We start from the raw sequence: 16,124 nt of genomic DNA, 5'->3' as shown, positions 1-16,124 counted from the left end.
TTCCCGCTGCCGCTCGCATCGTGTCCGAAACCTTCCCGTTCCTCACTGGCGACGCCCTGTCGCAGCGCTTCCTCGCGCTGGACGCGTTCCTCCTCGAACACCAGCGGCTCTGGCGACCCCGCCCGTTCAGCGAACCGACCCTGGCATGGGAAGCCGAACACGCCGAGCTGGCGTCCTGGCTGCGCGGGCGCAGCCTCGAACAGGCCGACGCGGAGCACAACCAGCCCACCCGCCTGGCCGCGCCCGCGCCTTATCCGCAGCTCGCCGCCCAGGCCGCAGCGCTGGGCGCGGTCGGCGAACTGCCATTGGCGGAACGCCCGCAGGCACCGAACCGCTTCAATGTCGACGTACCGGGACGCAAGTGGCAGCAGATCGGCCTGTTCGCCGGGCGCCTGCAGTTCGCCCGGCCGGTCGTCCACTGGCTCGACTGGTGCTCCGGCAAGGGCCATCTGGGCCGCCTGCTGGCCCATGCGGGGCAACCGCTGACCTGCCTCGAACACGATCCCGCGCTGGTCGCCGACGGACAGCGCCTGAGCGACCGCCTGGGGCTCTCCGCCCACCACCTCCGCCAGGATGTGCTGGCCGTGGACTGCGCCGAGCGCCTGCTTCCCGGGCATACGCCAGTGGCCCTGCACGCTTGCGGCGAACTGCACCTGCGCCTGCTGCGCCTGGCCAGCCAGGCCGGCTGTCGCCAACTGGCGGTGGCGCCATGCTGCTACAACCGCATTCCGGGGCCTTTCTACCAGCCACTCTCGCAAGCAGCAGGCCGATCGCTGCTCGCGCTATCGCTCGACGACCTGCGCCTGCCCCTGAGCGAGACAGTCACCGCCAGCCAACGGGTCCGTCGCCAGCGCGACCAGTCGATGGCCCGGCGCCTGGGTTTCGACCTGCTGCAGCGCGAGCTACGCGGAATCGACCAGTACCTCAGTGTGCCTTCCCTTCCGGTGGCCTGGCTGGAACGTCCATACGCCGACTACTGTCGCGAACTCGCCGCCCTCAAGGGACTTCCCGAACCGGCCGCGCGCGACTGGCAGGCGCTGGAAGCGGCCGGCTGGAAGCGCCTGGCGATGGTTCGCAACCTGGAACTGGTGCGCGCCCTGTTCCGCCGCCCGCTGGAACTCTGGCTGCTGCTGGACCGCTGCCTGTATCTGGTCGAACAGGGCTATAGCGTCCGCCTGGGCGAGTTCTGTCCGACCTCCCTGTCTCCGCGAAACCTGCTGATCCTTGCGGAGCGCAGCTGATACGGGTGTTCCGGATGGTTGCCCACACAACCTGTGGATAAGTCTGGTGACAAGTTCTGGGAAACATCTGCCGAGGGGCCCGTATCCAGGGGCGGGCAATGCTGTTCAAAAAATGAACAGAAAAAATAAAATCCATATAAAACAATATCTTGATAACAACCGAAATAACCGCAGCGACTCTTAGAGCGTTTCCTTCCTATCCCTTGCCCGCTTGTGCATAAGCCTGGCTTTCCGGTTAATCCGAAAGTGGACTTCGGCACCGGCAATAGTTGCAAAACGGCATCGTATGCCGTTCGAAGGAACGGATTGTTCTTTTATTGCAACGGTTGACCTCTTGTTAATCGCTGCCTAGGCAGTATTATTTTGAAACACTTTCCCTGCCTAGACAGCGATCCCCCATGGGCCACTACAGCGCTTCCGACTTTCCCTTCAAGGGCTCCATTGGCCAGCTCATCGGCGTCAGTGCCGCGACCAAGGACCGCATCCTCGAGAAGCACCTAGCCGCGCTGGACATAACCGCCGCCCAGTTCAAGGTGCTGATCTTCGTCGGTCTCAACCGTGCCAACAGTCCGGTCGAACTGTGTCGCGAGCTGTCGGTGGACAGCGGCTCGATGACTCGCATGCTGGCGCGCCTGGAGAAAAAAGGGCTGCTGCTGCGTGGTCGCTGTCCCGAAGACCGCCGTTGCCTGCGCCTGGATCTCAGCGAAGCGGGACGGAAGGTCCAGGAGCAGCTTCCTCTGATCGCCTCGGCGGCGATGAACGAGCTGGTCGCCTGCCTGAGCACGGAAGAATTGCAGACGCTGACCCATCTGCTGACCAAGGTTCTGCTACACGCCGGCTGCCCGCGGGCCAGCCTGCAGGAGTCCTGATCCATGCCGTTCCCTCCTCTCCATCTCTGGCCGCAGCGATTGGTGCTGGCCTCGGCGATACTGCTGGCCGCCGGCTGCGTCACTTCCGAAGGCCTGGAACCGAACGCCCGACTGCAACCGGCAGGCGCCCTCCAGGCGGGCAGGAGCCTGGACGGCGTAGCCCTTTCGCCAGCGGCCTGGCCGCGCCAGGACTGGTGGACCGGGCTCGGCGACCGGCAGCTCGACCAACTGATCGGCGAAGCCCTGCAAGGCACTCCCGACCTGCAGATCGCCGAGGCGCGTGCGCGCCAGGCGGCGGCAACGGCCCAGGCGCAAGATGCCGCGCGCCAGCCGACGCTGGACGCCAAGGCCAGCTACTCCGGCATCCGCGCGCCGACCAGCGTGGCCCCGGCACCGCTCGGCGGCCGCTATTCGGCGATCAAGTACCTGTCGCTCGGCTTCAACTACGACTTCGACCTCTGGGGCGGCGAGCGCGCCGCCTGGGAAGCCGCCCTCGGCCAGGCCAATGCCGCGCGGATCGACAGCCAGGCCGCGCGCATCGGCCTCTCGGCAAGCATCGCCCGCGCCTACAGCGACCTCGCCCATGCCTTTACCGTGCGCGATCTCGCCGAGGAAGAACTGAAGCGCTCGCAGCGCATGACCGAGCTGAGCCAGAAGCGCATGAGCGCCGGGCTCGACAGCAAGGTCCAGCTGCAACAGACGCAGACCCAGCTGGCTACCGCCCGCCAGCAGCTCAGCGCCGCCGAGCAGGACATCGCCAGCGCCCGCATCGCCCTCGCCGTGCTGCTGGGCAAGGGGCCCGATCGCGGTCTCGAACTGCAGCGCCCGCAACCGCTGAACCCGGCCAGCCTGAGCCTGCCCTCGGTGCTCCCGGCGGAACTGCTCGGCCGCCGCGCCGACATCGTTGCCGCGCGCTGGCGGGTCGAGGCGGCGCGCCGCAACATCGACTCGGCGAAGACCGAGTTCTATCCCAACCTCAATCTCGGCGCGATGGCCGGCCTCGCCGCCCTGCACACCAGCGACGTGTTGCAGGCGCCGAGCCGCTTCTTCCAGGTGGCGCCGGCGATCTCCCTGCCGATCTTCGACGGTGGCCGCCGCCGCGCCAACCTGGCCGAACGCGACGCCGACTACGACCTGGCCGTCGGCCAGTACAACAAGACGCTGGTCCAGGCCCTCGGCGAGGTCAGCGACGACCTCGGCAAGTTGCGCTCCCTGGAGCAGCAGGTGATCGACCAGCGCCAGGCCCGCGATATCGCCAGGTCCAACTTCGACCTGGCCATGCGTCGCTACGGCGAAGGCGTCGGCAGCTACCTCGACGCCCTCAGCGTGCAACAGCAACTGCTGGTCGCCGAACGCCAGCTGGCCAGCCTGGAGAGCCAGCAGATCGATCTTTCCGTCCAGCTGGTCCAGGCCCTGGGCGGCGGTTTCCAACCCGATTCCCGCTCCGCTGCGCTCGCTACCGCGAAAGCGCCGGCAGAATGAACGAGGCACCCACCATGACTACCGCCAACAGCGAAACCCCCGCCGGCAACCCGAAGCGCAAGCGCTGGTTGCTGATCCTGCTCGCCGTGATCGTCCTCGCCACCCTGGCCAGCGTGGCCTGGGAGTTCTTCTACGGCCGCTGGCACGAGGACACCGACGACGCCTACATCAACGGCAACGTGGTACAGATCACCCCGCAGATCGTCGGCACCGTGGTCAGCATCGGCGCCGACGACGGCGACCTGGTGCGCAAGGGCCAGGAACTGGTCAGGTTCGATCCCAGCGACGCCGACATCGCCCTCCAGCGCGCCGAGGCCAACCTGGCCCACACCGTGCGCCAGGTACGCGGGCTGTTCAGCAACGTCGACGGCTATCGCGCCGAGGTCGCCACCCGCAAGGTCGCGCTGGCCAAGGCCGAGGCCGACTACAAGCGGCGCAAGAACCTCGCCGACGACGGCGCCATTTCCCAGGAGGAACTGGCCCACGCCCGCGACGCGCTGGACAGCGCGAAAGCCTCGCTGACCAGCTCGGAACAGCAGTTGAACACCAATCGAGCGCTGGTCGACGACACCCAGATCACCTCCCATCCGGACGTCAAGGCCGCCGCCGCGCAACTGCGCCAGGCCTACCTGGACGACGCCCGTTCGACCATCGTCGCGCCGGTCACCGGCTACGTCGCCAAGCGCAGCGTACAGGTCGGCCAGCGCGTGCAACCGGGCAATGCGCTGATGGCCGTGGTCCCGCTGGACCAGATCTGGATCGACGCCAACTTCAAGGAAACCCAGCTCAAGCACATGCGTATCGGCCAGCCGGTGGAGATCCGCTCCGACCTCTACGGCAGCGACGTGCGCTACAGCGGCACCGTCGACAGCCTCGGCGTGGGCACCGGCAGCGCGTTCTCCCTGCTGCCGGCGCAGAACGCCACCGGCAACTGGATCAAGATCGTCCAGCGGGTGCCGGTGCGCATCCATATCGATCCGCAAGAATTGCAGAAGCATCCGCTGCGCATCGGCCTGTCGATGGACGTCAAGGTCGACCTGCACGACCAGAGCGGCCCGGCCCTGGCCCTGCAGCCACCGCGCGAAGCGCTGTTCTCCACCGATGTCTACCAGCAGCAACTGGCCTCGGCCGACAAGCTGATCGAACGCCTGATCGAAGCCAACCTCGCCGAAGACCACGGCAAGACCGCCCAGCGTTGAGCCCGCCAGCATGAGCGAAAGCAGCAGCTTCTCCCCGCCCAGCCTGGTGATGGCGACCATCGGCCTGTCCCTGGCGACTTTCATGCAGGTGCTCGACACCACCATCGCCAACGTCGCCCTGCCGACCATCTCCGGTAACCTCGGGGTGAGTTCGGAACAGGGCACCTGGGTGATCACCTCGTTCGCCGTGAGCAACGCCATCGCCCTGCCGCTGACCGGCTGGCTGGCCCGGCGGGTCGGCGAGGTGCGCCTGTTCATCGCCGCCGCGCTGCTGTTCGTACTCGCCTCGTTCCTCTGCGGCATCGCCCAGTCGATGCCTTCTCTGGTTGGCTTCCGCGCCTTGCAGGGCTTCGTCGCCGGGCCGCTGTATCCGATCACCCAGACCCTGCTGATCTCCATCTACCCACCGGCGAAGCGCGGCATGGCCCTGGCCCTGCTGGCGATGGTCACGGTGGTGGCGCCGATCGCCGGGCCGATCCTCGGCGGCTGGATCACCGACGACTACAGCTGGCCGTGGATCTTCTTCATCAACGTGCCGGTCGGCCTGTTCGCCGCCTTCGTCGTCTACCAGCAACTGAAGGCACGCCCGGTGGTGATCAAGAAGGCGCCGATGGACTACGTCGGCCTGATCGCCCTGGTGATCGGCGTCGGCGCCCTGCAGATCGTCCTCGACAAGGGCAACGACCTGGACTGGTTCGAGTCGAACTTCATCGTCGGCGGCGCGCTGATCGCGGCGATCGCCCTGGCCTTCTTCATCATCTGGGAATTCACCGACCGCCATCCGATCGTCAACCTGCGCCTGTTCGCCCACCGCAACTTCGCCGCCGGCACCCTGGCGCTGGTGCTGGGCTATGCCGCGTTCTTCGGCATCAACCTGCTGCTCCCGCAATGGCTACAGACCCAGATGGGCTACACCGCCACCTGGGCCGGGCTGGCCGCCGCGCCAATCGGCATCCTCCCGGTGTTCCTCTCGCCGCTGGTCGGCCGCTACGCCAACCATTTCGACCTGCGCATGCTCGCCGGCCTGTCGTTCCTGGCGATGGCCATCACCTGCTTCATGCGCGCCAACTTCACCACCGAGGTCGACTACCAGCATATCGCCATCGTGCAGTTGATCATGGGGCTCGGCGTGGCATTCTTCTTCATGCCGATCCTGAGCATCCTGCTCTCCGACCTGCCCCCCGACCAGATCGCCGACGGCTCCGGCCTGGCCACCTTCCTGCGCACCCTCGGCGGCAGCTTCGCCGCCTCGCTGACCACCTGGATCTGGAACCGCCGCGCCACCCAACACCACGCCTATCTCAGCGAAAACATCAGTCTCTACGACCCGGCCACCCACGAAACCCTCGCCCAGCTCGGCGGCAACACCCAGGCGAACGCGGCGCTGCTCGACAGGATGGTGCAGAGCCAGGCCTACATGATGTCCACCATCGACTACTTCACCATGCTCGGCTGGCTGTTCCTCGCCCTGCTGGTGATCATCTGGCTGGCCCGCCCGCCGTTCGGCGCCAAGCCCGGCGCGGCCGCCTCCGGGCACTGAGGACGAACGGCATTCGGGCAGGAAAATCAGTGGTTTACTCCTGGCGGCGGCTGGCTATAATGTCGCCCTCTTCGCCGGTATAGCTCAGCTGGTAGAGCAACTGACTTGTAATCAGTAGGTCCCGGGTTCGACTCCTGGTGCCGGCACCACGAATCCCCGAAAAGCCCCGCCTCGCGCGGGGCTTTTTTGTTTTATCCTCCTACCTGCCGCCCGATGATGGCACTTCGCATAGAATGCCGGGTCAGATGCACCTACCAGATCTGGGGTTGGCAGGATCGCCATTTTTCCCGTACTAATCGTCGTCTTCACGATCGATTGGTACACCTTGGCGGGACGTGTCGAAGCAGCCCTACGGACAACCACTGCTTGAACAAGGTATGACTCATGACGATTCTCGTGACCGGCAGCGCCGGCTTCATCGGCGCCAATTTCGTGCTCGACTGGCTGGCCCTGCATGACGAGCCGGTGGTCAGCCTCGACAAGCTCACCTACGCCGGCAACCGGCAGAACCTCGCCAGCCTCGACGGCGACGCCCGGCACACCTTCGTCGCCGGCGATATCGGCGATAGCCAGCTGGTAGCCCGCCTGCTCGCCGAGCACCAGCCGCGGGCGATCCTCAACTTCGCCGCGGAATCTCATGTGGACCGCTCGATCCACGGCCCCGAGGACTTCATCCAGACCAACATCGTCGGCACCTTCCGCCTGCTGGAAGAAGTGCGCGCCTACTGGGGCGCGCTGGAGCCGGAAGCGAAGGCGGCATTCCGCTTCCTCCACGTCTCCACCGACGAAGTCTATGGCTCGCTGGCACCGAGCGATCCGGCCTTCACCGAGAACAACCGCTACGAGCCGAACAGTCCCTACTCGGCGTCCAAGGCGGCCTCCGACCACCTGGTGCGGGCCTATCACCACACCTACGGGCTGCCGGTGCTGACCACCAACTGCTCGAACAACTACGGCCCCTACCACTTCCCGGAAAAGCTCATCCCACTGGTGATCCACAACGCCCTGGCCGGCAAGCCGCTGCCGATCTACGGCGACGGCCAGCAGATCCGCGACTGGCTCTACGTCAAGGACCATTGCAGCGCCATCCGCCGGGTCCTCGAAGCCGGGCAACTGGGCGAGACCTACAATGTCGGCGGCTGGAACGAAAAGGCCAACCTCGACGTGGTCGAGACCCTCTGCGCCATCCTCGACCAGGAGCAGCCGCGCGCCGACGGCCGCAGCTATCGCGAGCAGATCACCTTCGTCAAGGATCGTCCGGGCCATGATCGCCGCTACGCCATCGATGCCACGCGCCTGGAGCGCGAGCTGGGCTGGAAGCCGGCGGAAACCTTCGAGACCGGCATCCGCAAGACCGTGCGCTGGTACCTGGACAACCAGGACTGGGTGGCCAACGTAACCAGCGGTGCCTACCGCGAGTGGGTGGGTAAGCAGTACGCATGAACCGGATCCTTCTCCTCGGCGCCAACGGCCAGGTCGGCTGGGAGCTGCAGCGCGCCCTGGCGCCGCTGGGCGAACTGCTGGTCTGTGACCGCCGGCGCGCCGATCTCGCCGACCCCGAAGGCCTGGCGCGACTGGTTCGCGCCGAGCGGCCGCAGTTCATCGTCAACGCCGGTGCCTACACCGCGGTGGACAAGGCCGAGAGCGATGCCGACAACGCCCGCCTGATCAATGCCCGCGCCGTCGCGGTACTGGCCGAGGAGGCCGCGGCCTGCGGCGCCTGGCTGGTGCATTACTCCACCGACTACGTGTTCGACGGCGCGGGCAGCGCGCCTTTCGCCGAGGACGCGCCGACCGGCCCGCTGAGCGTCTACGGACAGACCAAGCTGGAAGGCGAGCAGGCCATCCGCGCCAGCGGCTGCCGCCACCTGATCTTCCGCACCAGCTGGGTCTACGCCGCGCGCGGCGGGAACTTCGCCAAGACCATGCTGCGCCTGGCCGGGCAACGCGACGAACTCAAGGTCGTGGCCGACCAGTTCGGCGCGCCGACCAGCGCCGAGCTGATCGCCGACGTCACCGCCCAGGCCCTGCAGCGCCTGCGCTGGGACGCCGAGCTGGCAGCACGGGCCAGCGGCACCTACCACCTGGTCGCCAGCGGCGAGACGTCCTGGCACCTCTATGCGCGCTTCGTCATCGAACAGGCGCTGGAGCGGGGCTGGGAGTTGCAGGCGACGCCGCAGCGGGTCCTGCCGATCACCACCGAGGATTACCCGGTGCCGGCGAAGCGTCCGGCCAATTCGCGCCTCGACAACCGCAAGCTGCAACAGGTCTTCGGCCTGGTACTGCCAGACTGGCGCTACCATGCCGGACGCATGATCCAGGAACTGAGCGAGCAGGGACCACTATGAAACGCAAGGGCATCATCCTCGCCGGGGGCTCGGGCACCCGCCTGCACCCGGCAACGCTGGCCATCTCCAAGCAGTTGCTGCCGGTGTACGACAAGCCGATGATCTACTACCCGCTCAGTACCCTGATGCTGGCGGGCATCCGCGAGATACTGATCATCTCGACCCCACAGGACACCCCACGCTTCCAGCAGTTGCTGGGCGACGGTTCGAACTGGGGCCTGGACCTGCAATATGCCGTGCAACCGTCGCCGGACGGCCTGGCCCAGGCCTTCCTGATCGGCGAGTCGTTCATCGGCAACGACCTCAGCGCGCTGGTCCTGGGCGACAACCTCTATTACGGCCACGACTTCCACGAGTTGCTCGGCAGCGCTTCGCAGCGCCAGACCGGCGCCAGTGTCTTCGCCTACCACGTGCTGGACCCGGAGCGCTACGGCGTGGTCGAGTTCGACCAGGGCGGCAAGGCCATCAGCCTGGAAGAGAAGCCACTGAAGCCGAAGTCGAACTACGCGGTCACCGGCCTGTATTTCTACGACCAGCAGGTGGTGGACATCGCCAGGGACCTGAAGCCTTCGCCGCGCGGCGAGCTGGAGATCACCGACGTCAACCGCGCCTACCTGGAGCGCGGCCACCTCAGCGTGGAGATCATGGGCCGCGGCTACGCCTGGCTGGATACCGGCACCCACGATTCGCTGCTCGAGGCCGGCCAGTTCATCGCCACCCTGGAGAACCGCCAGGGTCTCAAGGTGGCCTGCCCGGAAGAGATCGCCTACCGGCAGAAGTGGATCGACGCCGCGCAACTGGAAAAACTCGCCGCGCCGCTGGCCAAGAACGGCTACGGCCAATACCTCAAGCGCCTGCTGACTGGAACCGTGTACTGATGAAAGCGACCCGCCTGGCAATCCCCGACGTCATCCTCTTCGAACCCCGGGTGTTCGGCGACGATCGCGGATTCTTCTTCGAAAGCTACAACCAGCGCGCCTTCGAGGAGGCCTGCGGTCATCCGGTCAGCTTCGTCCAGGACAACCATTCGCGTTCCGCCCGTGGCGTCCTCCGCGGCCTGCACTACCAGATCCGGCAAGCCCAGGGAAAACTGGTGCGCGCCACCCTCGGCGAGGTATTCGACGTGGCCGTCGACCTGCGTCGCGGCTCGCCGACCTTCGGCCAGTGGGTAGGCGAACGCCTGAGCGCGGAGAACAAGCGCCAGATGTGGATTCCGGCCGGCTTCGCGCACGGCTTCGTGGTGCTCAGCGAATACGCCGAGTTCCTCTACAAGACCACCGACTTCTGGGCGCCGGAACACGAACGCTGCATCGTCTGGAACGATCCCGAGCTGAAGATCGACTGGCCGCTGCAGGATGCCCCCCTGCTTTCGGAGAAGGACCGCCAGGGCAAGGCATTCGCCGACGCCGACTGCTTCCCCTGAACGGCGGGGAGCGACCGGACTCGGCGCAAGGCGTGATAATTTAGGGCGTCCCGTCCGGGATGCCCCGGATACTCGCAGCCACGGCAGGTTCGTTCGTCTTGAAAGCCTATTTCCATCGCTGGCGCTCGCTGGTCATCCTCGCCCTGCTTCTCGCGCCCTTGCTCTGGCCCCTGCAATATTTCGCCGAGCGCTACTACAGCGAGCAGTTGGCCGAGCAGAACCGCCAGACGCTCGACCTCTACGTCGCCAACCTGCTCGGCACGCTGCGCCGCTACGAAGAACTGCCGCAGATCCTCGGCGGCCTGCCGGTGCTGCGCCAGGCCCTGCAACAACCTGGCGACCCGCTGCTGCAGAAGATCGCCAACGAGACGCTGGCCGACATCCGCCGACGCACCGGCGCCGACGTGATCTACCTGCTGCAACCGGACGGCACCACCCAGGTCGCCTCCAACTGGGCCCAGGCGGACAGTTTCGTCCACCGCAACTTCGCCTTCCGCCCCTATTATCGCGAGGCCATGCAGGGCCGCCTGGCGCGCTTCTTCGGCCTGGGCACCACCTCGATCAAGCGCGGCTACTACTTCGCCAGTGCGGTGAAGGAAGGCTCGCGGATCATCGGCGTGCTGGTGGTGAAGGTCGATCTCGAACACATCGAACGGCTCTGGGGCAATTCCCCTGAGCAACTGCTGGTGATAGACAACTACGGCGTGGTGATCCTCTCCTCGCGCGAGGATTGGCGCTTCCATGCCAGTCGGCCGCTGAGCGCGGCGGAGCGCGACGAGATCCACGCCAACATCCCCTACCCGGTGCAGGACCCGAAGCCCCTGCGCCTGCAACAGAGCGCCTGGCTCAGCCAGAGCCGGACGCTGCCGGAAACCGGCTGGACGGTGAGCATCTACGCCCCCCGCACCCTCATCGAACGGCCGGTGCGCAGCGTCCTGCTGATCGGCGGCGCGACCCTGCTCGCCCTGCTCCTGCTGCTTACCCTGCTGACCCTCAGCCGCCGTCACTACCTGGACCGCATCGCTCTCGAGGCCGAGGCCAAGCGCCAGTTGGAAGAGCGCGTACTGGAACGCACCCGCGAGCTGGAGAGCGCCAACGCGCAGTTGCAGCAGGAAGTCCACGAACGCGAGCAGGCCCAGCGCGAGCTGATGCGCGCCCAGGACGAAGTGGTCCAGGCCGGCAAGCTCACGGCCCTCGGCACCATGTCGGCGAGCATCAGCCACGAACTCAACCAGCCACTGGCGGCGATCCGCAGCTACGCCGACAACGCCCGGGTGCTGCTCGACCACCAGCGCACCGAGGACGCCCGCGGCAATCTCGAGCAGATCAGCGACCTCACCACCCGCATGGCCTCGATCATCGCCCACCTCAAGGCCTATGCCCGCGGTGCGCGCCGGGCGCCGGAGAACGTGCAGTTGCAGCCGGCGATCGAGGACGCCCTGTCGATGCTCGCCAGTCGGCGGCGGGCGATGAACGTCGAACTGCTGCGCGACGTGCCGGACGCCCCGCTGTGGGTCCAGGCCGGCGAGACCCGCTTGCGGCAGATCCTCGGCAACCTGCTCACCAATGCCCTCGACGCGCTCGCCGAGAAAGCTCCGCCGCGGCGCCTGTGGGTGATCGCCAGCCAGGACCAGCACGGCGTGACCCTGACCCTGCGCGACAACGGCCCGGGGTTTTCCGAGGACGCCCTGGCCCACGCCCACGAACCCTTCTTCACCACCAAGACCACCGCCAAAGGGCTCGGCCTCGGCCTGGCCATCTGCGATAACCTATTGCGCGCCCTCGGCGGCCGCCTGGAAATGGGCAACCATCTCGAAGGCGGCGCCGTGGTGCGCCTGCACTTGCTGCCGGGAGTTCCCGGCGTCGCCGCCATGCCCCAGGAGGAAACCCGCGCATGAGTCCCTTCGCGCCATTCGATGCCCAGACCCAGGTCCTGCTGATCGACGACGATCCGCACCTGCGCCAGGCCCTGCGCCAGACGCTCGACCTCGCCGGGCTCAAGGTCGCGACCCTGGACGACGCGCGCCAGCTGGATACCGCGCAGTGCAAGGACTGGCCCGGGGTGGTGGTCAGCGACATCCGCATGCCCGGCATCGATGGCATGGAACTGCTCCGCCAATTGCACGAACAGGACGCCGACCTGCCGGTGATCCTGATCACCGGCCACGGCGACGTGCCGCTGGCGGTCCAGGCCATGCGCGGCGGCGCCTACGACTTCCTGGAAAAGCCCTTTCCCAGCGACGCCCTGCTCGACAGCGTGCGCCGCGCCCTGGAGGTGCGCCGGCTGGTCCTGGAGAACCGCACCCTGCGCCTGGCCCTGGCCGAACGCCACGAACTGCATGGGCGCCTGATCGGACGCTCGGCCGGCATGCAGCGCCTGCGCGAGCAGGTCGGCTCGCTGGCGGCGATCCAGGCCGACGTGCTGGTCCTTGGCGAAACCGGCGCCGGCAAGGAGGTGGTCGCGCGGGCCCTGCATGACCTGTCGAGCCGACGCGACGGACCGTTCGTCGCGATCAACGCCGGCGCTCTCGCCGAATCGGTGGTGGAAAGCGAACTGTTCGGCCACGAGGCCGGCGCCTTCACCGGCGCGCAGAAGCGCCGCATCGGCAAGTTCGAGTACGCCAATGGCGGCACCCTGTTCCTCGACGAGATCGAGAGCATGAGCCTGGACGTGCAGGTCAAGCTGTTGCGCCTGCTGCAGGAACGGGTAGTCGAGCGGCTCGGCTCCAACCAGCTGATCCCGCTGGATATCCGCATCATCGCGGCAACCAAGGAAGACCTGCGCCAGGCCGCCGACCAGGGCCGCTTCCGCGCCGACCTCTATTACCGCCTCAACGTCGCCAGCTTGCGCATCCCACCGCTGCGCGAGCGCGGCGAGGACATCCCGCTGCTGTTCCGCCATTTCGCCGAAGCCGGCGCCATGCGCCATGGCCTGACGCCACGCGAACTGGACGCCGGCCAGTCGGCGCGGCTGCTGGCCTACGACTGGCCGGGCAACGTGCGCGAATTGCAGAACGCCGCCGAGCGCTTCGCCCTGGGCCTCGGCCTGAGCCTGGACGATGGAGTCCTGCCCGACGCCGCCGACGAGCCGCACAACCTCAGCGCCAAGGTCGAGGCCTTCGAACGCTCGCTGATCGCCGCCGAGCTGGAACGCCCGCACAATTCGCTGCGCAGCGTCGCCGAGGCCCTCGGTATCCCGCGCAAGACCCTGCACGACAAGCTGCGCAAGCACGGCCTGCCGTTCAACACGCCTGGCGAGAATCCGCCAGATGATGGCGAATGAATGGCGGAATACCGCCAGCCGTTCGCCATTCGCGCCCGCAGCATCTCCCCTGCACGCCCTTGCCCGACTGGCACAGGGCTTGCTCACTGCTTCCCGAGCGTTCCAACAAGCAGAAGACCAGGCGCTTTTCCGATTCACGCAGCATCTGCCGCTGCGCTGCCTAGACTTCCCTTGTTCGGCCACGCCGAGAGGACATCTGTCCTCTTCATAAAAGACAGACAAGAACAAAGAGGAAGTCTCATGCTCAAGCACACCGCGAAGGCGCTCGTCTGCGCACTTTCCCTGACCGTCGCCGGAATCGTCCAGGCGGCCGACCCGATCGTCATCAAGTTCTCCCACGTCGTCGCCGAGCACACGCCCAAGGGCCAGGGCGCGCTGCTGTTCAAGAAACTGGTGGAGGAACGCCTGCCGGGCAAGGTCAAGGTGGAGGTCTACCCGAACTCGTCGCTGTTCGGCGACGGCAAGGAAATGGAGGCCCTGCTGCTGGGCGACGTGCAGATCATCGCGCCGTCGCTGGCCAAGTTCGAGCAGTACACCAAGAAACTGCAGATCTTCGACCTGCCGTTCCTGTTCGACAACATCCAGGCGGTCGACCGCTTCCAGCAGAGCCCGCAGGGCAAGGAGCTGCTGACCTCGATGCAGGACAAGGGCATCACCGGCCTCGGCTACTGGCACAACGGGATGAAGCAGTTGTCCGCCAACAAGCCCCTGCGCGAGCCGAAGGACGCCCGCGGCCTGAAGTTCCGCGTGCAGGCCTCCAAGGTGCTCGAGGAACAGTTCAAGGCGGTGCGCGCCAACCCGCGCAAGATGAGCTTCGCCGAGGTCTACCAGGGCCTGCAGACCGGCGTGGTCAACGGTACCGAGAACCCCTGGTCGAACATCTACTCGCAGAAGATGCACGAAGTGCAGAAGTACATCACCGAATCCGACCACGGCGTGCTGGACTACATGGTGATCACCAACACCAAGTTCTGGAACGGCCTGCCGGAAGACGTGCGCGGCGTTCTGGCCAAGACCATGGACGAGGTGACCGTGGAGGTGAACAAGCAGGCCGAGGCGCTCAACCAGGGCGACAAGCAGCGCATCGTCGAGGCCAAGACCAGCGAGATCATCGAACTCACTCCCGAACAGCGGGCCGAATGGCGCAAGGCCATGCAGCCGGTGTGGAAGAAGTTCGAAGGTGAGATCGGCGCCGACCTGATCAAGGCCGCCGAAGCCGCCAACCAGGCTCAATAAGAAGAAGAGGGAAAGCCCATGCACGCGCTCGCGCGCGTCTGGGCGCGCCTGGAGGAAGGCCTGATCGCCTTCCTCCTCGCCGCCATGACGCTGGTTACCTTCGTTTATGTAGTCCTCAATAACCTCTACACGCTGTTCTACGATCTCGCCGACCTCTGGGAGGGCGGCAACGAGACGCTGCTCGCCATCGGCGACGCCATCCTCAGCCTGGCCCAGGAGATGACCTGGAGCAACGCCCTGACCAAGGCCCTGTTCGCCTGGCTGATCTTCCTCGGCATCGCCTACGGCGTACGCACCGCCGGGCACCTCGGCGTGGACGTGCTGGTGAAGCTGGCTTCGCGGCCGGTACAGCGGGTCCTCGGCGTGATCGCCTGCCTGGCCTGCCTCGGCTACGCCGGCCTGCTCTGCGTGGCCAGCTACGACTGGGTGAAGACCCTGTTCATCGCCGGCATCGGCGCCGAGGACCTCGACCACTTCGGCATCCGCCAATGGCACATCGGCCTGATCGTGCCGGTCGGTTTCGCCCTGGTGTTCATCCGTTTCGCCGAGATCCTCGTGCGCATCCTGCGCAACCGTCAGACCGGCCTGGGCCTGGCCGACGAGGCCGCCGACGCGCTGAAGCTGACCGAGCACGAGGAGCCGAAAGCATGACCATCCTGTTCCTCTTCCTGCTGCTGTTCCTGCTGATGTTCATCGGCGTGCCGATCGCCGTCTCCCTGGGGCTCTCCGGTGCGCTGACGATCCTCCTGTTCAGCCCGGACTCGGTACGCTCGCTGGCGATCAAGCTGTTCGAGACCTCCGAGCACTACACCCTGCTGGCGATCCCGTTCTTCCTGCTCTCCGGCGCGTTCATGACCACCGGCGGGGTGGCGCGGCGCCTGATCGACTTCGCCAACGCCTGCGTCGGGCATATTCGCGGCGGCCTTGCGATCGCCGCGGTGCTCGCCTGCATGCTCTTCGCCGCGCTGTCCGGTTCCTCGCCGGCGACGGTGGCGGCGGTCGGCTCGATCGCCATCGCCGGCATGGTCCGTTCGGGCTACCCACAGGCGTTCGGCGCCGGGATCGTCTGCAACGCCGGCACCCTGGGCATCCTCATCCCACCGTCGATCGTCATGGTGGTCTATGCCGCGGCGACCGAAACCTCGGTCGGCAAGCTGTTCATGGCCGGCGTGGTCCCCGGACTATTGCTGGGCCTGATCCTGATGGTGGTGATCTACATCGTCGCCCGGGTCAAGAAGCTGCCGGCCATGCCGAGAGTCAGCCTTCGCGAATGGATCGCCAGCGCGCGCAAGGCGCTCTGGGGCCTGCTGCTGATGGTGATCATTCTCGGCGGCATCTATTCGGGCGCCTTCACCCCAACCGAGGCTGCCGCCGTCGCGGCCGTGTACTCGGCGTTCGTGGCGCTGTTCGTGTACAAGGACATGCGCCTGAAAGAGTGCCCGAAGGTGCTGCTGGAGTCTGGCAAGCTGACCATCATGCTGATGTTCATCATCGCCAACGCCA

14 protein-coding genes and 1 tRNA gene are annotated in these 16,124 nt (G+C 66.5%); all 15 read left to right on the top strand.

What is annotated here, in order from left to right; translation table 11 throughout:
- Window positions 1-20: 20 nt before the first annotated feature.
- On the top strand, window positions 21-1,241 hold the full coding sequence (locus HMPREF2924_RS00590) for a methyltransferase (protein WP_021263146.1): 1,221 nt from the start codon (window positions 21-23) through the stop codon (window positions 1,239-1,241).
- A gap of 398 nt (window positions 1,242-1,639) precedes the next feature.
- Window positions 1,640-2,110 (top strand): MarR family winged helix-turn-helix transcriptional regulator, encoded by a 471-nt coding sequence (locus tag HMPREF2924_RS00585; RefSeq protein ID WP_003110596.1) that lies wholly within the window; start codon window positions 1,640-1,642, stop codon window positions 2,108-2,110.
- A gap of 3 nt (window positions 2,111-2,113) precedes the next feature.
- Window positions 2,114-3,592 carry an efflux transporter outer membrane subunit gene (locus tag HMPREF2924_RS00580; RefSeq protein ID WP_003135917.1) on the top strand — a complete coding sequence of 493 codons (1,479 nt, stop codon included), beginning with the start codon at window positions 2,114-2,116 and terminating at the stop codon, window positions 3,590-3,592.
- A gap of 14 nt (window positions 3,593-3,606) precedes the next feature.
- The gene (locus HMPREF2924_RS00575) at window positions 3,607-4,791 is read left to right on the top strand and encodes an HlyD/EmrA/EmrK family protein (RefSeq protein WP_003135919.1); all 1,185 of its coding nucleotides are present in this window, start codon (window positions 3,607-3,609) and stop codon (window positions 4,789-4,791) included.
- A gap of 10 nt (window positions 4,792-4,801) precedes the next feature.
- Window positions 4,802-6,331: a DHA2 family efflux MFS transporter permease subunit gene (locus tag HMPREF2924_RS00570; protein WP_003096173.1), complete on the top strand. Its 1,530-nt coding sequence runs from the start codon at window positions 4,802-4,804 to the stop codon at window positions 6,329-6,331.
- A gap of 73 nt (window positions 6,332-6,404) precedes the next feature.
- Window positions 6,405-6,480 (top strand) — tRNA-Thr (locus tag HMPREF2924_RS00565).
- 235 nt (window positions 6,481-6,715) lie between these two features.
- Window positions 6,716-7,774, top strand: coding sequence for a dTDP-glucose 4,6-dehydratase (gene rfbB, locus HMPREF2924_RS00560; protein ID WP_003096179.1), 1,059 nt, complete (start codon window positions 6,716-6,718; stop codon window positions 7,772-7,774).
- The gene (gene rfbD / locus HMPREF2924_RS00555; RefSeq protein ID WP_003135921.1) at window positions 7,771-8,679 is read left to right on the top strand and encodes a dTDP-4-dehydrorhamnose reductase; all 909 of its coding nucleotides are present in this window, start codon (window positions 7,771-7,773) and stop codon (window positions 8,677-8,679) included. Before rfbB ends, rfbD begins: the two co-directional genes overlap by 4 nt.
- The gene (gene rfbA / locus HMPREF2924_RS00550; RefSeq protein WP_003135922.1) at window positions 8,676-9,557 is read left to right on the top strand and encodes a glucose-1-phosphate thymidylyltransferase RfbA; all 882 of its coding nucleotides are present in this window, start codon (window positions 8,676-8,678) and stop codon (window positions 9,555-9,557) included. Before rfbD ends, rfbA begins: the two co-directional genes overlap by 4 nt.
- Window positions 9,557-10,102: a dTDP-4-dehydrorhamnose 3,5-epimerase gene (rfbC, locus tag HMPREF2924_RS00545; protein WP_003096184.1), complete on the top strand. Its 546-nt coding sequence runs from the start codon at window positions 9,557-9,559 to the stop codon at window positions 10,100-10,102. Before rfbA ends, rfbC begins: the two co-directional genes overlap by 1 nt.
- 59 nt (window positions 10,103-10,161) lie before the next feature.
- Window positions 10,162-12,000 carry a two-component system sensor histidine kinase DctB gene (dctB, locus tag HMPREF2924_RS00540; protein WP_003135924.1) on the top strand — a complete coding sequence of 613 codons (1,839 nt, stop codon included), beginning with the start codon at window positions 10,162-10,164 and terminating at the stop codon, window positions 11,998-12,000.
- Window positions 11,997-13,385, top strand: coding sequence for a two-component system response regulator DctD (gene dctD, locus HMPREF2924_RS00535; protein WP_003096187.1), 1,389 nt, complete (start codon window positions 11,997-11,999; stop codon window positions 13,383-13,385). The genes dctB and dctD overlap by 4 nt, the downstream gene beginning before the upstream one ends.
- Before the next feature lie 240 nt (window positions 13,386-13,625).
- Window positions 13,626-14,621: a C4-dicarboxylate TRAP substrate-binding protein DctP gene (dctP, locus tag HMPREF2924_RS00530; RefSeq protein WP_003105525.1), complete on the top strand. Its 996-nt coding sequence runs from the start codon at window positions 13,626-13,628 to the stop codon at window positions 14,619-14,621.
- 18 nt (window positions 14,622-14,639) lie between these two features.
- Window positions 14,640-15,272, top strand: a complete 633-nt coding sequence (gene dctQ, locus HMPREF2924_RS00525) for a C4-dicarboxylate TRAP transporter small permease protein DctQ (RefSeq protein ID WP_003096191.1) — start codon at window positions 14,640-14,642, stop codon at window positions 15,270-15,272.
- Window positions 15,269-16,124, top strand: an 856-nt coding sequence (gene dctM / locus HMPREF2924_RS00520) for a C4-dicarboxylate TRAP transporter large permease protein DctM (protein ID WP_070700300.1), incomplete at its 3' end; no start/stop codon positions are given. The genes dctQ and dctM, both read left to right, overlap by 4 nt.

The organism is Pseudomonas sp. HMSC063H08 (assembly GCF_001813645.1).
Taxonomy (GTDB): Bacteria; Pseudomonadota; Gammaproteobacteria; order Pseudomonadales; family Pseudomonadaceae; genus Pseudomonas; species Pseudomonas aeruginosa.
Note: the sequence above shows the minus strand (reverse complement) of the source record. Positions and strands in the feature narration are given on the sequence as shown.